Annotated in this window: 12 protein-coding genes and 1 other RNA gene; 4 read left to right on the plus strand and 9 right to left on the minus strand. The window is 72.5% G+C overall.

Annotated features, from left to right (window positions below; translation table 11 throughout):
• Positions 1–70: 70 nt before the first annotated feature.
• From ASG51_RS19135 to rnpB, 3 genes are all read right to left on the minus strand, one after another.
• Positions 71–499, minus strand: coding sequence for a hypothetical protein (locus tag ASG51_RS19135; protein ID WP_056216973.1), 429 nt, complete (start codon positions 497–499; stop codon positions 71–73).
• Positions 496–1,554, minus strand: coding sequence for a 16S rRNA (cytosine(1402)-N(4))-methyltransferase RsmH (gene rsmH / locus ASG51_RS19140; protein WP_056382494.1), 1,059 nt, complete (start codon positions 1,552–1,554; stop codon positions 496–498). Before rsmH ends, ASG51_RS19135 begins: the two co-directional genes overlap by 4 nt.
• A gap of 511 nt (positions 1,555–2,065) precedes the next feature.
• Positions 2,066–2,476, minus strand: an RNA gene (gene rnpB, locus ASG51_RS19670) — RNase P RNA component class A.
• A gap of 237 nt (positions 2,477–2,713) precedes the next feature.
• On the opposite strand from rnpB, the gene ASG51_RS24695 reads away from it, so the two are divergent.
• Positions 2,714–2,887: a hypothetical protein gene (locus ASG51_RS24695; RefSeq protein WP_200927173.1), complete on the plus strand. Its 174-nt coding sequence runs from the start codon at positions 2,714–2,716 to the stop codon at positions 2,885–2,887.
• A gap of 73 nt (positions 2,888–2,960) precedes the next feature.
• Here the strand turns inward: ASG51_RS24695 and gloA are convergent, their stop codons facing one another.
• A complete protein-coding gene (gene gloA / locus ASG51_RS19145) occupies positions 2,961–3,401 on the minus strand; it encodes a lactoylglutathione lyase (protein ID WP_056216966.1) in 441 nt (146 codons plus the stop codon).
• A 130-nt stretch (positions 3,402–3,531) separates the two neighbouring features.
• Here gloA and pepN point away from each other — a divergent pair, with 130 nt between their 5' ends.
• Entirely contained in the window at positions 3,532–6,162 is a 2,631-nt protein-coding gene (gene pepN / locus ASG51_RS19150) for an aminopeptidase N (protein WP_056382496.1), read from the plus strand.
• A 193-nt stretch (positions 6,163–6,355) separates the two neighbouring features.
• Positions 6,356–8,746, plus strand: coding sequence for an ATP-binding protein (locus ASG51_RS19155; RefSeq protein ID WP_056269829.1), 2,391 nt, complete (start codon positions 6,356–6,358; stop codon positions 8,744–8,746).
• 256 nt (positions 8,747–9,002) lie between these two features.
• Here the strand turns inward: ASG51_RS19155 and ASG51_RS19160 are convergent, their stop codons facing one another.
• The 5 genes from ASG51_RS19160 to ASG51_RS19180 all read right to left on the minus strand — a co-directional run bounded on the left by ASG51_RS19160 (position 9,003) and on the right by ASG51_RS19180 (position 15,305).
• Complete coding sequence (locus tag ASG51_RS19160) at positions 9,003–11,921, minus strand: bifunctional [glutamine synthetase] adenylyltransferase/[glutamine synthetase]-adenylyl-L-tyrosine phosphorylase (RefSeq protein WP_056382498.1); 2,919 nt, start codon at positions 11,919–11,921, stop codon at positions 9,003–9,005.
• 3 nt (positions 11,922–11,924) lie between these two features.
• Positions 11,925–13,337 carry an ATP-binding protein gene (locus tag ASG51_RS19165; protein ID WP_056350483.1) on the minus strand — a complete coding sequence of 471 codons (1,413 nt, stop codon included), beginning with the start codon at positions 13,335–13,337 and terminating at the stop codon, positions 11,925–11,927.
• On the minus strand, positions 13,334–14,044 hold the full coding sequence (locus tag ASG51_RS19170) for a response regulator transcription factor (RefSeq protein WP_056216948.1): 711 nt from the start codon (positions 14,042–14,044) through the stop codon (positions 13,334–13,336). The genes ASG51_RS19165 and ASG51_RS19170 overlap by 4 nt, the downstream gene beginning before the upstream one ends.
• 180 nt (positions 14,045–14,224) lie before the next feature.
• Positions 14,225–14,737, minus strand: coding sequence for a DUF3016 domain-containing protein (locus tag ASG51_RS19175; RefSeq protein WP_056217447.1), 513 nt, complete (start codon positions 14,735–14,737; stop codon positions 14,225–14,227).
• 31 nt (positions 14,738–14,768) lie between these two features.
• On the minus strand, positions 14,769–15,305 hold the full coding sequence (locus ASG51_RS19180) for a DUF2244 domain-containing protein (RefSeq protein WP_056382501.1): 537 nt from the start codon (positions 15,303–15,305) through the stop codon (positions 14,769–14,771).
• Positions 15,306–15,325: 20 nt separating this feature from the next.
• Between ASG51_RS19180 and nth the strand changes: the two genes are divergently transcribed.
• Positions 15,326–16,060: an endonuclease III gene (gene nth / locus ASG51_RS19185; RefSeq protein ID WP_082514125.1), complete on the plus strand. Its 735-nt coding sequence runs from the start codon at positions 15,326–15,328 to the stop codon at positions 16,058–16,060.
• Positions 16,061–16,165 lie beyond the last annotated feature (105 nt).

Consider the following 16,165-nt stretch of genomic DNA (forward strand, 5'->3'; position numbering starts at 1 on the left):
GCGGCGGCGGAATCGGCGTCTCGGGCGGGAATCGGGTCTCGGCCGGGCGGCGGGACTTCGGACACGGGCACTACCTCGAAGTCGTGGTCGGGGTTCTGGTCGTGGTGGTGCGCGGCGTGATGCTGCCGGTGGTGCGCGGCTCGTCGCCGCCGCGGCCCGCCACCGGCTTCTCCTTCGGCGTCGCGGTGGCGGCCAGCAGCCGGCCGATCTCGTCGCCGCGGTCGGGCCGCGCCGGCAGGTCGGCGAGGCGGCCGAGATGGGCGGTGCCGATGGGCTCGAGGGCGAGGTAGCGGTCCACCGCCGCCTGGAGCCGGTCGGGCCGGGTCAGGAGCTGCCACTCGGCGCGCAGCACCGCGATGGCCTGGCGCTCCTTCTTGAGCTGGGTCTGGGCCTTCGAGACCTGCCCGGCCTGGTAGAGCGTGTCGTACTTGATCGAGTAGGCGTAGATCGCCGAGCCGATCAGGCCGAGCACCGCGATCAGGTTGAGCAAACGGATCACCGGCGTGCTCCTCCGCTCCGACCGGTCCGCGCGGGCAGCGCGGCCAGGGTCTCGATGGCGGCCAGGGGGGCGGGCACGGGGGCGTCCGTGCGTTCCACCGCGCGCAGCTTGGCCGAGCGGGCACGGGGATTGGCGGCGGTCTCGGCCTCGGTCGGCAGCACCGGACCCTTGGTCACGGCCGCGAAGCTGCGGGGGGCCGGCGCTTCCAGGCTCGGCAGGTGGCGGGAGGCCTGGGCCGCCCGGCCGCTGCGGGCCGAGAAGAACTGCTTCACGATCCGGTCCTCCAGCGAATGGAAGGTCACCACCGCGAGGCGGCCGCCGGGCCGCAGGATGCGCTCGGCGGCGTGGAGCGCCTGCACGAGCTCGCCGAGCTCGTCGTTGACCGCGATGCGCAGGCCCTGGAAGGTCCGGGTCGCCGGGTGGATGCCGCTGGCGGGATCCGCCCAGACCACGCTGGCGACGATGTCGGCCAGGGCCGCGGTGGTCTCGATGCGGCCCCTGCGGCGCGCCTCGATGATCGCCCGGGCGACGGCGCGGGAGCGGCGCTCCTCGCCGTAGTGGAAGATGATGTCGGCGAGGTCGGCTTCCTCGGACTCGTTGACGAGGTCGGCGGCACTCGGCCCGGCGCGCTCCATGCGCATGTCGAGGGGGCCGTCGTTGCGGAAGGAGAAGCCGCGCTCGGGCTGGTCGATCTGCATCGACGAGACGCCGATATCGAGGACGACCGCGTCGGCGGCGGCATGGCCGGCGCCCCGAACGCAGGCGTCGAGCCCGCCGAAGCGGCCCGGCACCAGAGTCAGGCGCCCGCCGGCCTCGGCCACCAGGGGTGCCCCGCCCGCGATGGCGCCGGGGTCGCGATCGATCGCCAGAACGTGAACGGACGGATCGGCCGCGAGCATCGCGCGGGTGTAGCCGCCGGCCCCGAAGGTGCCGTCCACGGCCAGCGCCCGGCCCGGCAGGTCGAGGGAATCGAGGACCTCCGCCAGGAGGACGGGGACGTGCGGCGCCCCGTTGGGCACCCGGTTCACCCGCGCCTCGCGGGGAGCGCGCGTCATCGGGGCGCCCCGGCGCGCGGCGGTCGCGCGCGCCCGGGGACGGACGCCGCATGGGCGGAGGGACGAAGCGAGGACTCGACCGGACTGATGCGGCGCATGCGTCCCTTCCACGGGGCTGGAGCGCGCAGGCGCGGCTCGGAGAGACGGGGCGTCTCCGGGTCGACGCGTGACGCGACCGCGCATGCGGACACCGGCCTGCCTGGGACAGGGTGCGTCCGTCGATCCGAAAATCGCCGTTGACGGGATGAATCGGGGTACCATGGGCCTCTGAGCGCCGTCAACGAACCTGGCCGAGGGGGAGCGGCTCGGGACGATCAGACCTCAGCAAGGTTAACCGAGCGTAAGTTTTCCCGCGCAAAGCGGTCTGCCGGTGCGCGCCGTCGCAACCACCGGGAATGGGGCACCGACGGCCATTTCTCATCGCGCGCGGGCAGTCCGGCGCCTCAAACGGTCCGCCGGCCGGGCCGGGCAAGACGTCCCGGGCGGACGCCGCCCGCGATGAACCTTCAGGCGGATCAGTCGGCCTATAAGCCGGGTTCTGTAGGGCCCGGGACCCTCGCGGTCCCCGGACGTGGCGGCCATTCCTCTGGGACGATCGTTGCCGATCGCCTCGAGCAACCAACCCGGGCGACGGGCCTGGAGAGAGGGCCTGACGGACCGTAAGGCCCGCCGTGTCGCCCCTATTCGGTCTTGCTCCCGGTGGGGTTTGCCGTGCCGTCCGCGTTGCCGCGTCCGCGGTGCGCTCTTACCGCACCCTTTCACCCTTACCGCGGATCGGCTCGCGCCGGTCCGTGGCGGTCTGCTCTCTGTGGCACTGTCCCTGGGGTCGCCCCCGCCGGACGTTATCCGGCACCGTCTCTCCATGGAGCCCGGACTTTCCTCCCCGGACCTTGCGGGCCGGAGCGGCCGCCCGGCCGACTGATCCGGCGCGGGTGTGCGCCGGGCACGGCCCGGGGGTCAAGGCCCCGGACGTCGCCGGGCGGGGAACGGGCGCTGCCGCACGGAGCGGCATGCCCGGATTTTGGCCTCGCCGCTTGCGGAGCCCGCGCCTCGCGCCAGGTGTCCAGGGCTGGCGCGCCGGCGGGTCCGGCGCCGCCACGGACCATCCGGGGTCCCGGGTCCGACGGGATCCCGGACCGCAACGGATCAGGAGGACGCGATGGCGACGAACGACACGGCCTGGACGCTCGAATCCGTCCAGCAACTCACCGAGATGGCCCGCGAGGGCATCCCGGTCTCCGTCATGAGCCTGAAGCTGCGCCGGCCGATCGAGATCGTGGCGGCCAAGCTGACCCAGCTCGGCATCACGCCCGTGCCCGAGACCGGCGCCTGAGAGCGGGGACCGACACTGGGGATCTGGACCGGGACGAACGGCCCCGCGCGGGGTCGTCCGTCCCGGGTGGACGCTACCAGGAGCCGGTGTTCTCCATGGAGGACCAGGGCTCCTGCGGCGGCTTGGCCGGGCCCTTCTGCAGCAGCTCGATCGAGATGCCGTCGGGGGACTTCACGAAGGCCATGTTGCCGTCGCGGGGCGGGCGGTTGATCGTGACCCCGGCCGCCTGCAGCTTGGCGCAGAACGCGTAGATGTCGTCGACCTCGTAGGCGAGGTGGCCGAAGTTGCGCCCGCCCGAATAGGTCTCCGGGTCCCAGTTGTGGGTCAGCTCGATCACGGGCGCCTGGGTCTCTTTGGCCGTGCCGGCATCGTCGGGGGCGGCGAGGAACACGAGGGTGAAGCGGCCCTTCTCGTTGTCGACGCGCCGCACCTCCTGCAGCCCGAAGGTGTTCACGTAGAAGTCGAGGGCGCGGTCGAGGTCCGCGACGCGGACCATGGTGTGCAGGAATCGCATGGGTTGGAGCTCTCCGAGGGACTGGCGCCTATGTGGTCCGGCGCGCGCACGCGTCAACGCGCCGGAGCCGGCGCGCGTTGCGCCGCCGCGGCGCACCCCGCACAGTGGGGGCTCAGCCCGAGGAGTCCGCATGCGCACCGAAGCCCCGATCCCGATCCGCCTGGAGGATTACCGCCCCAGCGACTACCGGATCGACACGGTGGACCTCGACGTCGCGCTCCATCCCACCGCCACCCGGGTCCGGGCCCGGCTGACCCTGGCCCCCAACCCGGCCGGGCGCCCGGGCGCCCCCCTCGTCCTCGACGGCGAGGACCTGGTGCTGGAGCGCCTCACCCTCGACGGCGCCGACCTCGCGCCCGAGGCCTACAGCGTCTCGCCGGCCGGCCTGACCGTGCACCGGCCGCCGGCGGGCCCCTTCACCCTCGGCATCGAGACCCGGATCGACCCGAGCGCCAACACCAAGCTGATGGGGCTCTACCGCTCGAACGGGGTCTACTGCACCCAGTGCGAGGCCGACGGCTTCCGGCGGATCACCTACTTCCTCGACCGGCCCGACGTGATGGCGGTCTACACCACGCGGATCGAGGCCGATCGCGACGCGGCGCCGGTTCTGCTGGGCAACGGCAACCGCGTGGAGTCTGGCGCGGCCGGCCCCGGGCGCCACTTCGCGACCTGGCACGATCCCCACCCGAAGCCCGCCTACCTCTTCGCCCTGGTGGGAGGCCGCCTCGACGCCGTGCGGCGCCCCTTCACCACCAGCGAGGGCCGCGTGGTGGAGCTCGCCGTCTATGTCGAGCCCGGAAAGGCGGCGCGCGCCGACTACGCCCTCGACGCGGTGGCCCGCTCGATGGCCTGGGACGAGACCGCCTTCGGCCGCGCCTACGACCTCGACGTCTTCAACGTCGTCGCGGTCTCGGACTTCAACATGGGCGCGATGGAGAACAAGGGCCTCAACATCTTCAACGACCGCTACGTCCTGGCCTCCCCCGAGACGGCCACCGACGCGGACTACGCCGCCATCGAGGCGATCATCGCGCACGAGTACTTCCACAACTGGACCGGCAACCGCATCACCTGCCGCGACTGGTTCCAGCTCTGCCTCAAGGAGGGCCTGACGGTCTTCCGGGACCAGGAATTCTCCTCCGACATGCGCTCCCGCGCGGTGCATCGCATCGGCGAGGTCCGCACCTTGAGGGCACGCCAGTTCCCCGAGGATGCCGGACCGCTGGCCCACCCGGTGCGGCCGCGGCACTACACCGAGATCAACAACTTCTACACGGCCACCGTCTACGAGAAGGGCGCCGAGATCGTGCGGATGCTGCGCACGCTCCTCGGCGCGGACGCCTTTCGTGCCGGGATGGACCGCTATTTCACCGACAACGACGGCACCGCCGCCACGGTTGAGGATTTCCTCGCCGCCTTCGCAGCCACCTCCGGCCGCGACCTCACCGCCTTCGCCCGCTGGTACGAGCGCCCCGGCACGCCGCGGGTCGCCGTGCAGGGCCACTACGACGCCGAGGCGCGGACCTACCGCCTCGCCCTCCGCCAGAGCCTGCCCGGCAGCGCCGAGGCCCCGCCCCTGGTGATCCCCATCCGCCTCGGCCTGATCGGACCGGACGGCCCCCTCGCCGGGGCGGCGAGCGACCGGGTCGCCGACGGCGTGTTCGTGCTCGACCAGGCCAGCGACAGCCTGACCTTCACCGACGTCCCCGTGCGCCCCGTGCCCTCGCTGTTTCGCGGCTTCTCCGCCCCGGTGCGGGTCGAGATCGAGATGCCGGATGCCGACGCGCTGACGCTGCTGCGCCACGACACCGACCCCTTCAACCGCTGGCAGGCGGCCCAGAGCGTGGCCATGCGCCTCCTCGTGCAGGGGACGCGGTCGGGCACCCTGCCGGAGGCCGGGGCGGACGGGTTCGGTGCGGCCCTCGCCGGGTTCCTGGCGGACGAGGCCCTCATCGACCCGGCCTTCGCCGCCCTGGTCCTCGCCCTGCCGAGCGAGGCCGACGTCGCCAACGAGATCGCCACGGAGATCGACCCGGACGCGATCCACCGGGCCCGGCACGCCCTGCGCCGGGCGCTGGGGACGCGCCTGAAGCCGCAGCTCCTCGCCTTGCGCGACGCGCTGGCGGACGCGCCCGGCACGCCGTTCAGCCCCGAGGCCGCGGCCGCCGGCCGGCGCGCCCTCCGCAACGCGGCCCTCGACCTCGTGGCGGCGGCCGATCCGGCCGCGGCGAGCCTGCTCGCCGCACACCAGATGGACGCGGCGACGACGATGACGGACCGGCTCGCCGCCCTCTCGGTCCTGTCCCAGGTTCCGGGTCCCGAGCGCGAAGCGGCGCTCGACCGATTCGCAGAGGCCTACCGCGCCGAACCCCTGGTCCTCGACAAGTGGCTGGCGATCCAGGCCGGGATCCCGGAGGCCGAAACCCCTGACCGCATTCGCCGCCTGCAGACTCACCCGGCCTTCTCGATGGGCAATCCGAACCGGGTCCGGTCCCTCATCGGCAGCTTCAGCATGGGCAACCCGACCCAGTTCAACCGGCCCGACGGCGCGGGCTATGCCCTTGTGGCGGAGACGGTTCTGGCCCTCGACAAGACCAACCCGCAGGTGGCCGCGCGCCTCCTGACGGCCTTCGGATCGTGGCGGATGATGGAGCCGGAGCGCCGCGGCCGGGCCGAGACCACATTGCTGAAAATTCGCGCTGTTGCCGGTCTGTCACGGGACGTCGGGGACATCCTGGAGCGGACCCTCGCCGGCTAGCAAGTGCCTGAAGGGAATCGTTTTTTTGCCCCACCCCGGCGTCGATTCCGCACCTCGGATTCGCAACGGGAGTCAAGCGTGGCCGGAAAAAACGCGTGGACAAAACCCCACCGGAAATGTTGAATCGTATACGATTCGGAAAGCGGGGCGGCCCGCCTTCCCGGTGCTACAATCCCAACGGCGGAGTTAGTCCATGCTGGAGGCGGATTCCGCTTCCCTCTCCGCGCGTGCGGATACGATTCTTGGCATCCACCGGCCGCAACACGCCGCCCATGTCCGTTTCGTGCGTGCCGAGACCTGGCTGCGCTTCGCCCTGCCGGCCCTCTTCGCCACGTTCCTGATCTGCCTCGGGGCGGTGGCGGCTATGCTGCTGCAGGCCCAGCGCGAGGAGGTGATCCGGGCGGCGACCACGGACGTGGAGGCGGTGACCCGCCTCGCCGCGGCGGCCTTCGCCGGAATCGACATCGACGGCGAGGCCAAGGGCGAGGCGGCCCACCGCAACCTCGGCGCCCTGTTGCCGCCGGGCCTGCTCCATGCCGGCCGTCAGATCCTGCTGATCTCCCCCAACGACGTCATCGTGGCGGCCAATCCGCCCCTGCCCGGCCCCCGCCGCACCCTGACCCAGCATCTCGGGGAGATGCAGGCGCTCTCCACCCTGGGCGAGAGCGCGGGCGTGATGACCGTGACCCTGGCGGACGGCTCCGTGGTGATCGCGGCCCTGCGCAACCTGCCCGGCGGGCGGGGCCAGGTGGCGGTGCTCCAGCCGCTCACCGCCATCACCGCCGCCTGGACCACCCGGATGCGCAACCAGGCGATCCTCCTCGGGGCCGCCGCCCTGGTCATCATCGGCACCGGCATCGCCTACGCCCTGCAGACCCGCCGGGCCTACGCCGTCGACCGGGTCTGCGAGGAGATCAAGCAGCGCCTGGACACCGCCCTCGGCCGCGGCCGCTGCGGCCTCTGGGACTGGGACATCCCGCGCGGACGGATCTACTGGTCCGATTCAATGTACGCGCTCCTCGGCTATCACCGCGAGCGCGAGTTCCTGTCCTTCGGCGATGTGAACGCCCTGGTGCACCCCGACGACGGCGACCTCTACAGCCTGGCGCGCCACCTCGCGGCCAGCCAGTCCACCGTCGACCACGAGTTCCGAGTGCGCGGCGCCACCGGCAACTGGGTCTGGATGCGGATGCGGGCCGAGATCGTGCCGGACACCATCGACGGCGGCCGCCACCTCGTGGGCATCGCCCTCGACGTCACCGAGCAGCGCAATCTCGCCGAACTGAACGCCACCGCCGACATGCGCCTGCGCGACGCGGTGGAGGCCATCTCCGAGGCCTTCGTCCTCTGGGACACCGGCAACCGCCTCGTCCTCTGCAATTCGAAGTTCCGCCACCTCCACGCCCTCAGCCCCGAGGACGCGATTCCAGGCCGGCGCTACGCCGAGATCATGGGCCGGGGCGTGCTGCCGCCGGTCCGGCGCGAGCTGCGGGACCTGGAGCCGAGCGGCGCCACCGCCCGCACCTTCGAGGCCGAGCTCACCGACGGGCGCTGGCTCCAGATCAGCGAACGCCGCACCAAGGACGGCGGCTACGTCTCGGTGGGCACCGACATCACCAGCCTCAAGCGCCACCAGGAGCAGCTGGTCCAGTCCGAGCGCGAGCTGATCGAGACCGTGCGCGACCTCAAGCGCTCCCGCCGGACCCTGGAGCTCCAGACCCAGCAGCTCGCCGACCTCGCCGAGCGCTACCTCGACCAGAAGGCGCAGGCCGAGGGCGCCAACCAGGCCAAGTCCGAATTCCTCGCCAACATGAGCCACGAGCTGCGCACGCCGCTCAACGCCATCATGGGCTTCGCCGAGCTGATGGAGAGCGAGGTCTACGGCACCCTCGGCTCGCCCCGCTACACCGATTACTGCCGGGACATCCGCACCAGCGGCGACTACCTGCTCTCGGTGATCGACGACATCCTCAACATGTCGCGCATCGAGGCCCAGACGGTGAAGCTCGCCCCGCGGGAGATCGCGGTGGCCGGGGCGATCGAGGGCACCCTGAAGCTCGTAGGCGAGGCGGCCCGGGCCAAATCCCTGACGATCAACGTGGACGTGGTCGAGGACCTGACCGTGCTGGCCGACGAGCGCGCTCTGCACCAGATCCTCACCAACCTCGTGCAGAACGCGGTGAAGTTCACGCCCCCCGGCGACGGCCGCATCATCATCAAGGCGCGGCCGGCCGGTTCCAACGTCCACATCTACGTGGAGGATACCGGCATCGGCATCCCGAAATCGGCCCTGCGCCGCCTCGGCGCGCCGTTCCAGCAGGTCGAGACCAACCTCACCCGCAGCCACAAGGGCTCGGGGCTTGGCCTCGCCATCGCGCGCTCGATGGCCGAACTGCACGGTGGCGCCCTGCGCATCCGCTCCCAGGAGGGCCTCGGCACCATCGTGATGGTGCGGCTGCCGATCCCGACCGCGGAGAACCGCCGCAACCTCGTCGACGCCGCCGCCCAGGAAACCGTCGCGTCCCTTCGCGACGCCGCCGGCGCCACCCCGCGCCCGCCCGAGGCGGTGCCGGAGACGGTCTGAGGTCTTTTCGGGGCGGGGGCCTCTGGCAGGCAGGGGGATTGAAGGGACCGATCCGCTCGTCGGCAACCCACGCGCAGCACCACGTCATCCCGGAGCCGCGCAGCGGAGTCCGGGATCCAGACACACAGGTGGTGCAGGACTTTCCCTCGTCTGCGGCTCTGGATTCCGGGCTCGCCTGTGGCGCCCCGGAATGACGGTGCGCTGCCGTCGGTGATCGCGCTGCCGGGACGGAGGGCATCGGCCCGCCCCCTCGTCCTCACCCCGCCATCAGGCGCTCGAACAGCGCGCGGATCTCCATGCGCGCTTCGTCGAGCCCGGCGACCAGCCGGTTCGAATCCGGTGAACCCATCGCCACCGCGAGGCGCGAGAGGGCCACGGGCGAGGCCTCGGCCGGGTCGCCCTCCACCATCAGGCGCTGCCAGTGCAGCACGTCGTCGAACTGGCGGTAGGCTTCGATCAGGCGCTCCGCCGCGGGGCGGGCGAGGTCGCCGTGGTCGGCGGCCTTCGCGAACACCGCGCAGGCCCCGAGACCGACGAGGTCCGGCCGCCGGTGGGCCAGCCCGAGCACCAGGGCCTGGGCCAGGAAGTCGAGGTCGAGGAGGCCGCCGGGGGCGAGCTTGAGGTCGAGGGGGCCGCGATGGCCCTTCTCCCGCTCCACGAGGGCGCGCATCTCCCGCACCGCGCGCCGCACGTCGGCGGGGTCCCGCGGTCGGGCGACGATGGCGCGGATCTCGCCGTCGAGCTCGGCGCCGAGGCCCGCATCGCCGGCGATCACCCGGGCGCGGGTCAGGGCCATGTGCTCCCAGAGCTCCGCCTCCTCGGCGTGGTAGCTGCGGAAGCTGCGCCACTGCACCGCCACCGGGCCCTGGCCGCCGCCGGGCCGAAGGCGCAGGTCGACCTCGTAGAGATGGCCGCGCCGGGTCGGCACCGTGAGGGCGGCGACGATGCGCTGGGCGAGACGGTTATAGGCCACCGCCGCGTCGAGGGGTTTGGAGCCGGCGCTGGTGCGGTCTTCGGGGTCGAAGTCGTAGACCAGCACGAGGTCGAGGTCGGAATCCGCGGTGAGCTGGCGCGCGCCGAGACGCCCGAGGCCGAGCACCGCGAGGCGTCCCTTCGGCACCGCCCCGTGCTCGGAGAAGAAGGTCGCGGAGACGCGCTCCACCGTCACGGCGATCACCGCGTCGGCGATGCCCGCGAAGGCGCGGCCGGCCTCCTCGGGCGAGAGGATGCCGGAGAGGAGCCGGGCACCCGTGAGGAAGCGGAGCTGGCGGGCGGCGTCGCGGATCCGGTCCAGGAAGTCCTCGTGGTCGCTCGCCTGACCGAGGCGGGCGCGAACCTGCTGCGCCAGGGCCTCGGCATCCGCGCTGGCATCGGCGAAATCCCGGTCGATCACCGCGTCGAGGACGTGCGGGCTGAAGGCGACGGTCTCGGCGAGGCGCGGCGCCGTACCGAGGAGGTCGGCGAAGAGCAGGCGCAGGCGCTCGTTCGAGCGCAGGATGGTGAGGAGTTCAAGGGCCGCCGGCATCCGGGCGAAGGCCCGGTCGAGAGTGTCGAGGGCGGCGTCCGGATGGGCGGTACCGCCGAGCGCCTGCATCAGCACCGGCACCAGCTCGGTCAGCACCTCGCGGGCGCGGGGCGTCCGCACCGCCGGCCGCCGGCCGAAATGCCAGCCGCGCACGGTCTCCACCGCCCGCTCGGGCTCGCGGAAGCCGAGCTTCTCCAGGGTCGCGAGGGTCGCCGGGTCGTCGCCGGTGCCGCTGAAGACGAGGTCGCCGACATCGGAGGAAAGATCGGGCTCGGCCTCGAACAGCAGGGCGTAGTGGCCCTGCACCCGGCGGGCCTGGTGGAACAGGGCGGCCTCGAAGGCGTCCCGCGTGGCGAAGCCCGCGAACCGCGCGAAGCGCTCGAGCTCGTCGGCCTCGCTCGGCAGGCGCTGGGTCTGCTCGTCCCGCAGCATCTGCAGGCGGTGCTCGATGGTGCGCAGGAAGCCGTAGGCCACCGTGAGGTCGTCGCGGGCGGTGGCGTCGATCCAGCCGTCGCGGGTCAGGCCGTCGAGCATGGCGACGGTGCCGCGCCCGCGCAGCTCGGGCCGGCGCCCGCCGAAGACGAGCTGCTGGGTCTGGACGAAGAACTCGATCTCGCGGATGCCGCCGCGCCCCAGCTTGATGTCGTGCCCCGCCACCGCGATCGTGTCGTGGCCGCGCACGGCGTGGATCTGGCGCTTCATCGCGTGCACGTCGGCGATGGAGGCGAAGTCGAAGTACTTGCGCCAGACGAAGGGGCGCAGGTTCGCCAGGAAGGCCTCCCCGGCCGGGATGTCGCCCGCGATCGCCCGCGCCTTGATGTAGGCCGCCCGCTCCCAGTTCTGGCCGAGGTTCTCGTAATAGACGTAGGCGGCGTTGAGCGAGAGGGCCGCCGGGGTCGAGCCCGGGTCCGGGCGCAGGCGGTAATCGACCCGGTGGACGTAGCCGTCGGCGGTGCGCTCCTGCAGCAGTTTGGCCATGCCCTGCGCCAGCTTGCTGAAGAAGGGCGTCGGCGGCAGGTCGGCCTTCAGGGGGGCGGTCTCGGGGTCGAAGAAGACCACGAGGTCGATGTCGCTCGAATAGTTCAGCTCGCCCGCCCCGTGCTTGCCGAGCGCCAGGACGATGAGCCCGGAGCCGGCCTGGGGTGCGCTCGGATCGCGGGGCAGGAAGCGCCCGGCCGCCGCGGCCTGGAGCAGCATGGCGTCGGCGGCCGCCCGCACCGAGGCGTCGGCGAAGTCCGAGAGGGCCTGGGTCACCGTGGCCAGGGGCCAGAGCCCGCCGAGATCGGCCAGAGCGACGAGGAGCGCGTGCTCCGCCCGGTTCTGCCGCAGCGCGCGGGCGACGGCGTCGAGGTCGGGCCCGCGCCCCGCATCCCGCTGCCGGGCGACGAGGGCCGCCAGGGCCGCCTCCGGCTCGGCCTCGACGAGGGCCGCGAGGCGCTCGGGCGCCCGGGCGACCAGCTGCCAGAGAAACGGGGAATGGTCGGCGAGGCCGAGGAGCAGGGCACGCAGGGGCGCGTCGAGGAAGCCCGCCGGCCAGGCGGGCGCCACCTCGGCGAGGCGCGCGGCCGCCCCGTCGGGATCGGACAGGACCGGGGCGGCGGACAAGCGCGCCCGAAGGCGGCGGCTCTGCGCGTCGGCGGCCTGGTTCATGCCCTACCCTCCCGTCGGATCTCCGGCCGGCAGAGTTATCACGACGGCGAGCCCGGGGGCATGGTCTTCCAGCGCCAGCGTGCCCTGGTGCAGGCGCACCACCGCGTTGACGAGGCTCAGGCCCAGGCCGAAGCCCGGCCGGGAGCGCGCCTCCTCCAGCCGGACGAAGCGGTCCAGCACCCGGCCGCGGGCCTCGCTGGGGATGCCCGGTCCGGAATCGGCGACGCCGAGGCGCAGGGTGTCGCCGATCCGCGCGGCGCTGAGGCGGATCTCGCCGCTGGCCCCGCCATACTTCACCGCGTTGTCGATGAGGTTGGCCAGCGCCTGCCCGATCAGCTCGCGGCTGCCTCGCAGGGTCAGGGGCGCGCCCTCCGTCTCGACGTGCAGCGCCAGGCCCTGCTCGGAGGCCAGGGGCTCGTAGAGCTCGGCCACGGCCTGGACCACGGCGGCGACGTCGAAGGTCTGGAAGTCCTCGCGGGCGTTCACGCCCTCCAGCCGGGCGATCATCAGGAGCGCGTTGAAGATCCGGATCAGCCCGTCGCTCTCCTCGATCACCCCCTCCATCGCGGCCCGGAGGGCGTCCGGCGTCTCGGCCGTGCGCAGGGCCTCCTCGGCCCGGTTGCGCAGGCGGGTCAGGGGCGTCTTGAGGTCGTGGGCGATGTTGTCGGAGACGTCGCGCAGGCCGCGCATCAGCTCGCCGATGCGCTCCAGCATGGCGTTGAGGTTGCGCGCCAGCCGGTCGAGCTCGTCGCCGGTCCCCGCCACCGCGAGGCGACCGTCGAGGTCGCCCGCCATGATCCGGCGGGTGGTCTCGGTCATGGCGTCGACGCGCTTCAGGACCCGGCTGGCGATGAACCAGGCGCCGATCACGCCCAGCACCACCACCAGCCCCACGGACGAGCCGAAGGTCCGCCCGATCACCGCCCGCAGCCGGTCGCGCTCGGCCACGTCGCGGCCGACGAGGAGCCGGAAGCCGCCGGGCAGGACGAAGATCTGCATGATCGCCCGGTGCTCGACGTCGCGCGCGCCCCCGATGCGGGCGTAGTTGGCCTCGGTCTGGCCGGGATCGACGATGAGCCCGGTGGGCAGGGCGTCGATGTTGCCGACGAGGCGCTCGCCCGCCGCGTTGGTGACGAGGTAGAGGGAGGCCCCGGGCTCGCCGGCGCGCCGCTCCACGGCGGAGATCAGGCGCCGCAGGCCCCCGACCTTGTACTGCTCGGACAGGCCGTTGATCTCGGCCTCGATGGTGGAGACCATCTGGTCGTCGAGCGCCCGGCTGGCGTTCCAGGCGACGTAGCCGAGCGCCAGCAGGGCGAAAGTGGCGAACACCACCAGATAGGCGAAGGACAGCTTGAAGGCCGTCGTCCGGAACAGGTTGCCGAGGCGCCCGGCCGGGGCGTCGTCGAGATTCGTCACGACGCCGGGCCGGGGCCGCGCGCCTCGTCGACGCGCAGCACGTAGCCGGTGCCGCGCACGGTGTGGATGATCGGGTGCTCGAAATCCTTGTCGACCTTGGCGCGCAGGCGCGAGACGTGGACGTCGATGACGTTGGTCTGCGGGTCGAAATGGTAGTCCCAGACATGCTCCAGCAGCATCGTCCGGGTCACGACCTGGCCGGCATGGCGCATCAGGTACTCGAGCAGGCGGAATTCGCGCGGCTGCAGCGCGATCTCGTGGCCCGCCCGGGTGACGCGGTGGGACAGGCGGTCGAGCTCGAGGTCGCCGACCCGGTAGGCGGTGGCCTCCGCGGCCGTGCCCGGCCCGGCCCGGCGGCGGGCCAGCACCTCGGCCCGGGCGAGGAGCTCGGAGAAGGCGTAGGGCTTGGGCAGGTAGTCGTCGCCTCCGGCCCGCAGGCCCTTCACCCGGTCGTCCACCTGGCCGAGAGCCGAGAGGATCAGAACCGGCGTGGTCACGCCCTGCTCGCGGAGCGAGCGGATCAGCGACAGGCCGTCGAGCTTGGGCAGCATGCGGTCGACGATGAGCACGTCGTAGTCGCCCTCCTGGGCCAGGGCGTAGCCGTCGAGGCCGTCGGACGCCTGGTCCGGCACGTGACCGGCCTCGCGAAACGCCTTGAGCAGGTACGCGACCGCCTCGCGGTCGTCCTCGATGATGAGCAGACGCATGGGACGGAGTGATAGGGGCTCGCCCGTCCGCGCGAAACCGCCTTGTCCGGCAACGCTCATGCCGCATCCCTCCTCGCCGGGTCGATGGCCCGGAGCATGGGAAGCGGCGGGTTGCGCGACGCTGGCGGAAACATGACGTTTTGGTCATGTGGCGGCCCCCGCCGCCACGGGGCGGCGCGCCTATTCGGGCCGCGGCCCCGGACCGCCGGCGCGCCCGGAGAGCCGGGTGCGGGCCCAGTCGCGCAGCAGGGCCTCCTCGTAGCCGAAGCTCCCGAAGGCCGCGGCGGCGCGGGCGCCGAACAGGAAGTTGATGTCGGTCAGGCGCTCCTCGCCCCCGGCGATCCGGCGGCCGCCCCGCCGCAGGTCGTAGCGCAGGCGGATCGCCGGCGGGGTCACGTCGCTGACGATCCGCAGGCCCGAGGGGATGTTCAGGTCCGGGCGCACGAAGCCGGCCCGGTCGATGTCGAGGACGTCCACCACCAGCGTCTCGTCCGGTCCCATCACCCGCAGGGCCGAGGCCTCGATGATGCGGCGGATCTCCGCGAGGGTGCCGCGCAGGCCGGGCCCCGAGCCGTAGCGGTCGTCGGCGTCGGTGTAGCGCTCCGGCGCCACGAAGCGGACGGTGACCTGTGCCGGCGCCGCCGCGCCGTCCCGCGAAAAACCGGCACTGGCCAGCCCCGCGCCGATCAGCACGGCCAGCCATCCGCGCCCGCGCCGACTCACCTCAATAGCCCTTCTTCACCTGCGCCAGCGCGCGGGTCAGGCCCTCGGCGATCACCTCGCGCTCCGGCGGCGAGGCGTCGCGGGCGACCACCACGAATTCCCGGCGCGATTCGAGGGTCAGGGTCTGCATGCCGTACTCGTCGTCCTCGACCCGGGTGAGCTTGGTCCAGAGGGGGTTGAAGTGCCATTCCCGGCGCTCGCCGCGGTGCGTCACCCGGGCGAGCATCACCTCGATCGGGGTGATCGCCACCTCCTCGAAGGAGCGACCGCGCCGGAAGCTCGCCTTCAGCGCCACGTAGAGGGCGATCATATCGAGGCCGAAGAAGCCGGCCACGGGCCAGAACCCGGCCCGGACGCAGGCGATCGAGGTCACGAGGGAGACGGCGCAGCACCCAATCATCACGTTGCGGAAGCCGTCGGGGCTCAGGGATTGGTGCGGCCGGATGGTGGCCTGGAAGACAGGCCGATCCATGCTGTCGGGATCGAGGCCGTCCGGATGCCGGCCGATCGGAGGGACGTGGTCATTGCCGCTCGCCATACGGGGAATATAACGCAGGGATGCCCAGCCGACAGCCGACCCGACCCCGGAAATCGCCGATCTCCGCGCGCCTCGCCGCGCCGATCGTCGCAGAGGCGCCCGCGACGCCCGATCCCGTCGGCCCGGAGGCGGTGTCGGAGATCTTCGCGCGGCTCAGCGCGGCCAATCCGGAGCCGCGCGCCGAGCTGGAATTCCAGAACCCCTTCACCCTTCTGGTGGCGGTGGTGCTCTCGGCCCAGGCCACCGACCGCAGCGTCAACCTCGCCACAGCGCCGCTCTTCGCCGTCGCCGACACGCCGGCCGCGATGCTGGCCCTCGGGGAAGAGCGGGTGCGCGAATTCATCCGCACCATCGGCCTGTTCAACACCAAGGCGAAGAACGTGATCGCCCTGTCGCGCATCCTGGTGGAGGAGCATGGCGGCGAAGTGCCCCGCACCCGCGAGGCCCTGGAGGTGCTGCCGGGCGTCGGCACCAAGACCGCGAGCGTGGTGCGCAACGTCGCCTTCGGCGAGGAGGCCATCGCGGTCGACACCCACATCTTCCGGGTCTCCAACCGGATCCCGCTGGTGGTCGCCCCCACCACCGACAAGGTCCAGGCCGGGCTCGAAGCCCTTGTGCCCGCCCCCTACCGGCTGAACGCCCATCACTGGCTGATCCTGTTCGGCCGCTACATCTGCAAGGCACGCAAGCCCGAATGCTATCGCTGTCCCATCGCCGACCTCTGCCGTTTTCCGGCCAAGACGCCGGCGCCCTGACCCGGAGGCGCGCCCCTCCCGGCGGCGCTTCCTCCGGCCGGCCTCGGCCGCCGCGCCCTTGCCTCCGGCACGGACTCCCCGTTATCACCCGGCCTCTCCCTGAAC

This window comes from Methylobacterium sp. Leaf465 (assembly GCF_001424705.1).
In the GTDB taxonomy this organism is placed as follows: Bacteria; Pseudomonadota; Alphaproteobacteria; order Rhizobiales; family Beijerinckiaceae; genus Methylobacterium.

Excerpts from the sequence above, each read along its gene's own strand:
- rsmH (WP_056382494.1), bottom strand. The coding sequence starts at position 1,554 with ATGACGCGCGCTCCCCGCGAGGCGCGGGTGAACCGGGTGCCCAACGGG.
- ASG51_RS24695 (WP_200927173.1), top strand. The coding sequence starts at position 2,714 with ATGGCGACGAACGACACGGCCTGGACGCTCGAATCCGTCCAGCAACTC.
- gloA (WP_056216966.1), bottom strand. The coding sequence starts at position 3,401 with ATGCGATTCCTGCACACCATGGTCCGCGTCGCGGACCTCGACCGCGCC.
- pepN (WP_056382496.1), top strand. The coding sequence starts at position 3,532 with ATGCGCACCGAAGCCCCGATCCCGATCCGCCTGGAGGATTACCGCCCC.
- ASG51_RS19155 (WP_056269829.1), top strand. The coding sequence starts at position 6,356 with ATGCTGGAGGCGGATTCCGCTTCCCTCTCCGCGCGTGCGGATACGATT.
- ASG51_RS19160 (WP_056382498.1), bottom strand. The coding sequence starts at position 11,921 with ATGAACCAGGCCGCCGACGCGCAGAGCCGCCGCCTTCGGGCGCGCTTG.
- ASG51_RS19170 (WP_056216948.1), bottom strand. The coding sequence starts at position 14,044 with ATGCGTCTGCTCATCATCGAGGACGACCGCGAGGCGGTCGCGTACCTG.
- ASG51_RS19180 (WP_056382501.1), bottom strand. The coding sequence starts at position 15,305 with ATGGCGAGCGGCAATGACCACGTCCCTCCGATCGGCCGGCATCCGGAC.
- nth (WP_082514125.1), top strand. The coding sequence starts at position 15,326 with ATGCCCAGCCGACAGCCGACCCGACCCCGGAAATCGCCGATCTCCGCG.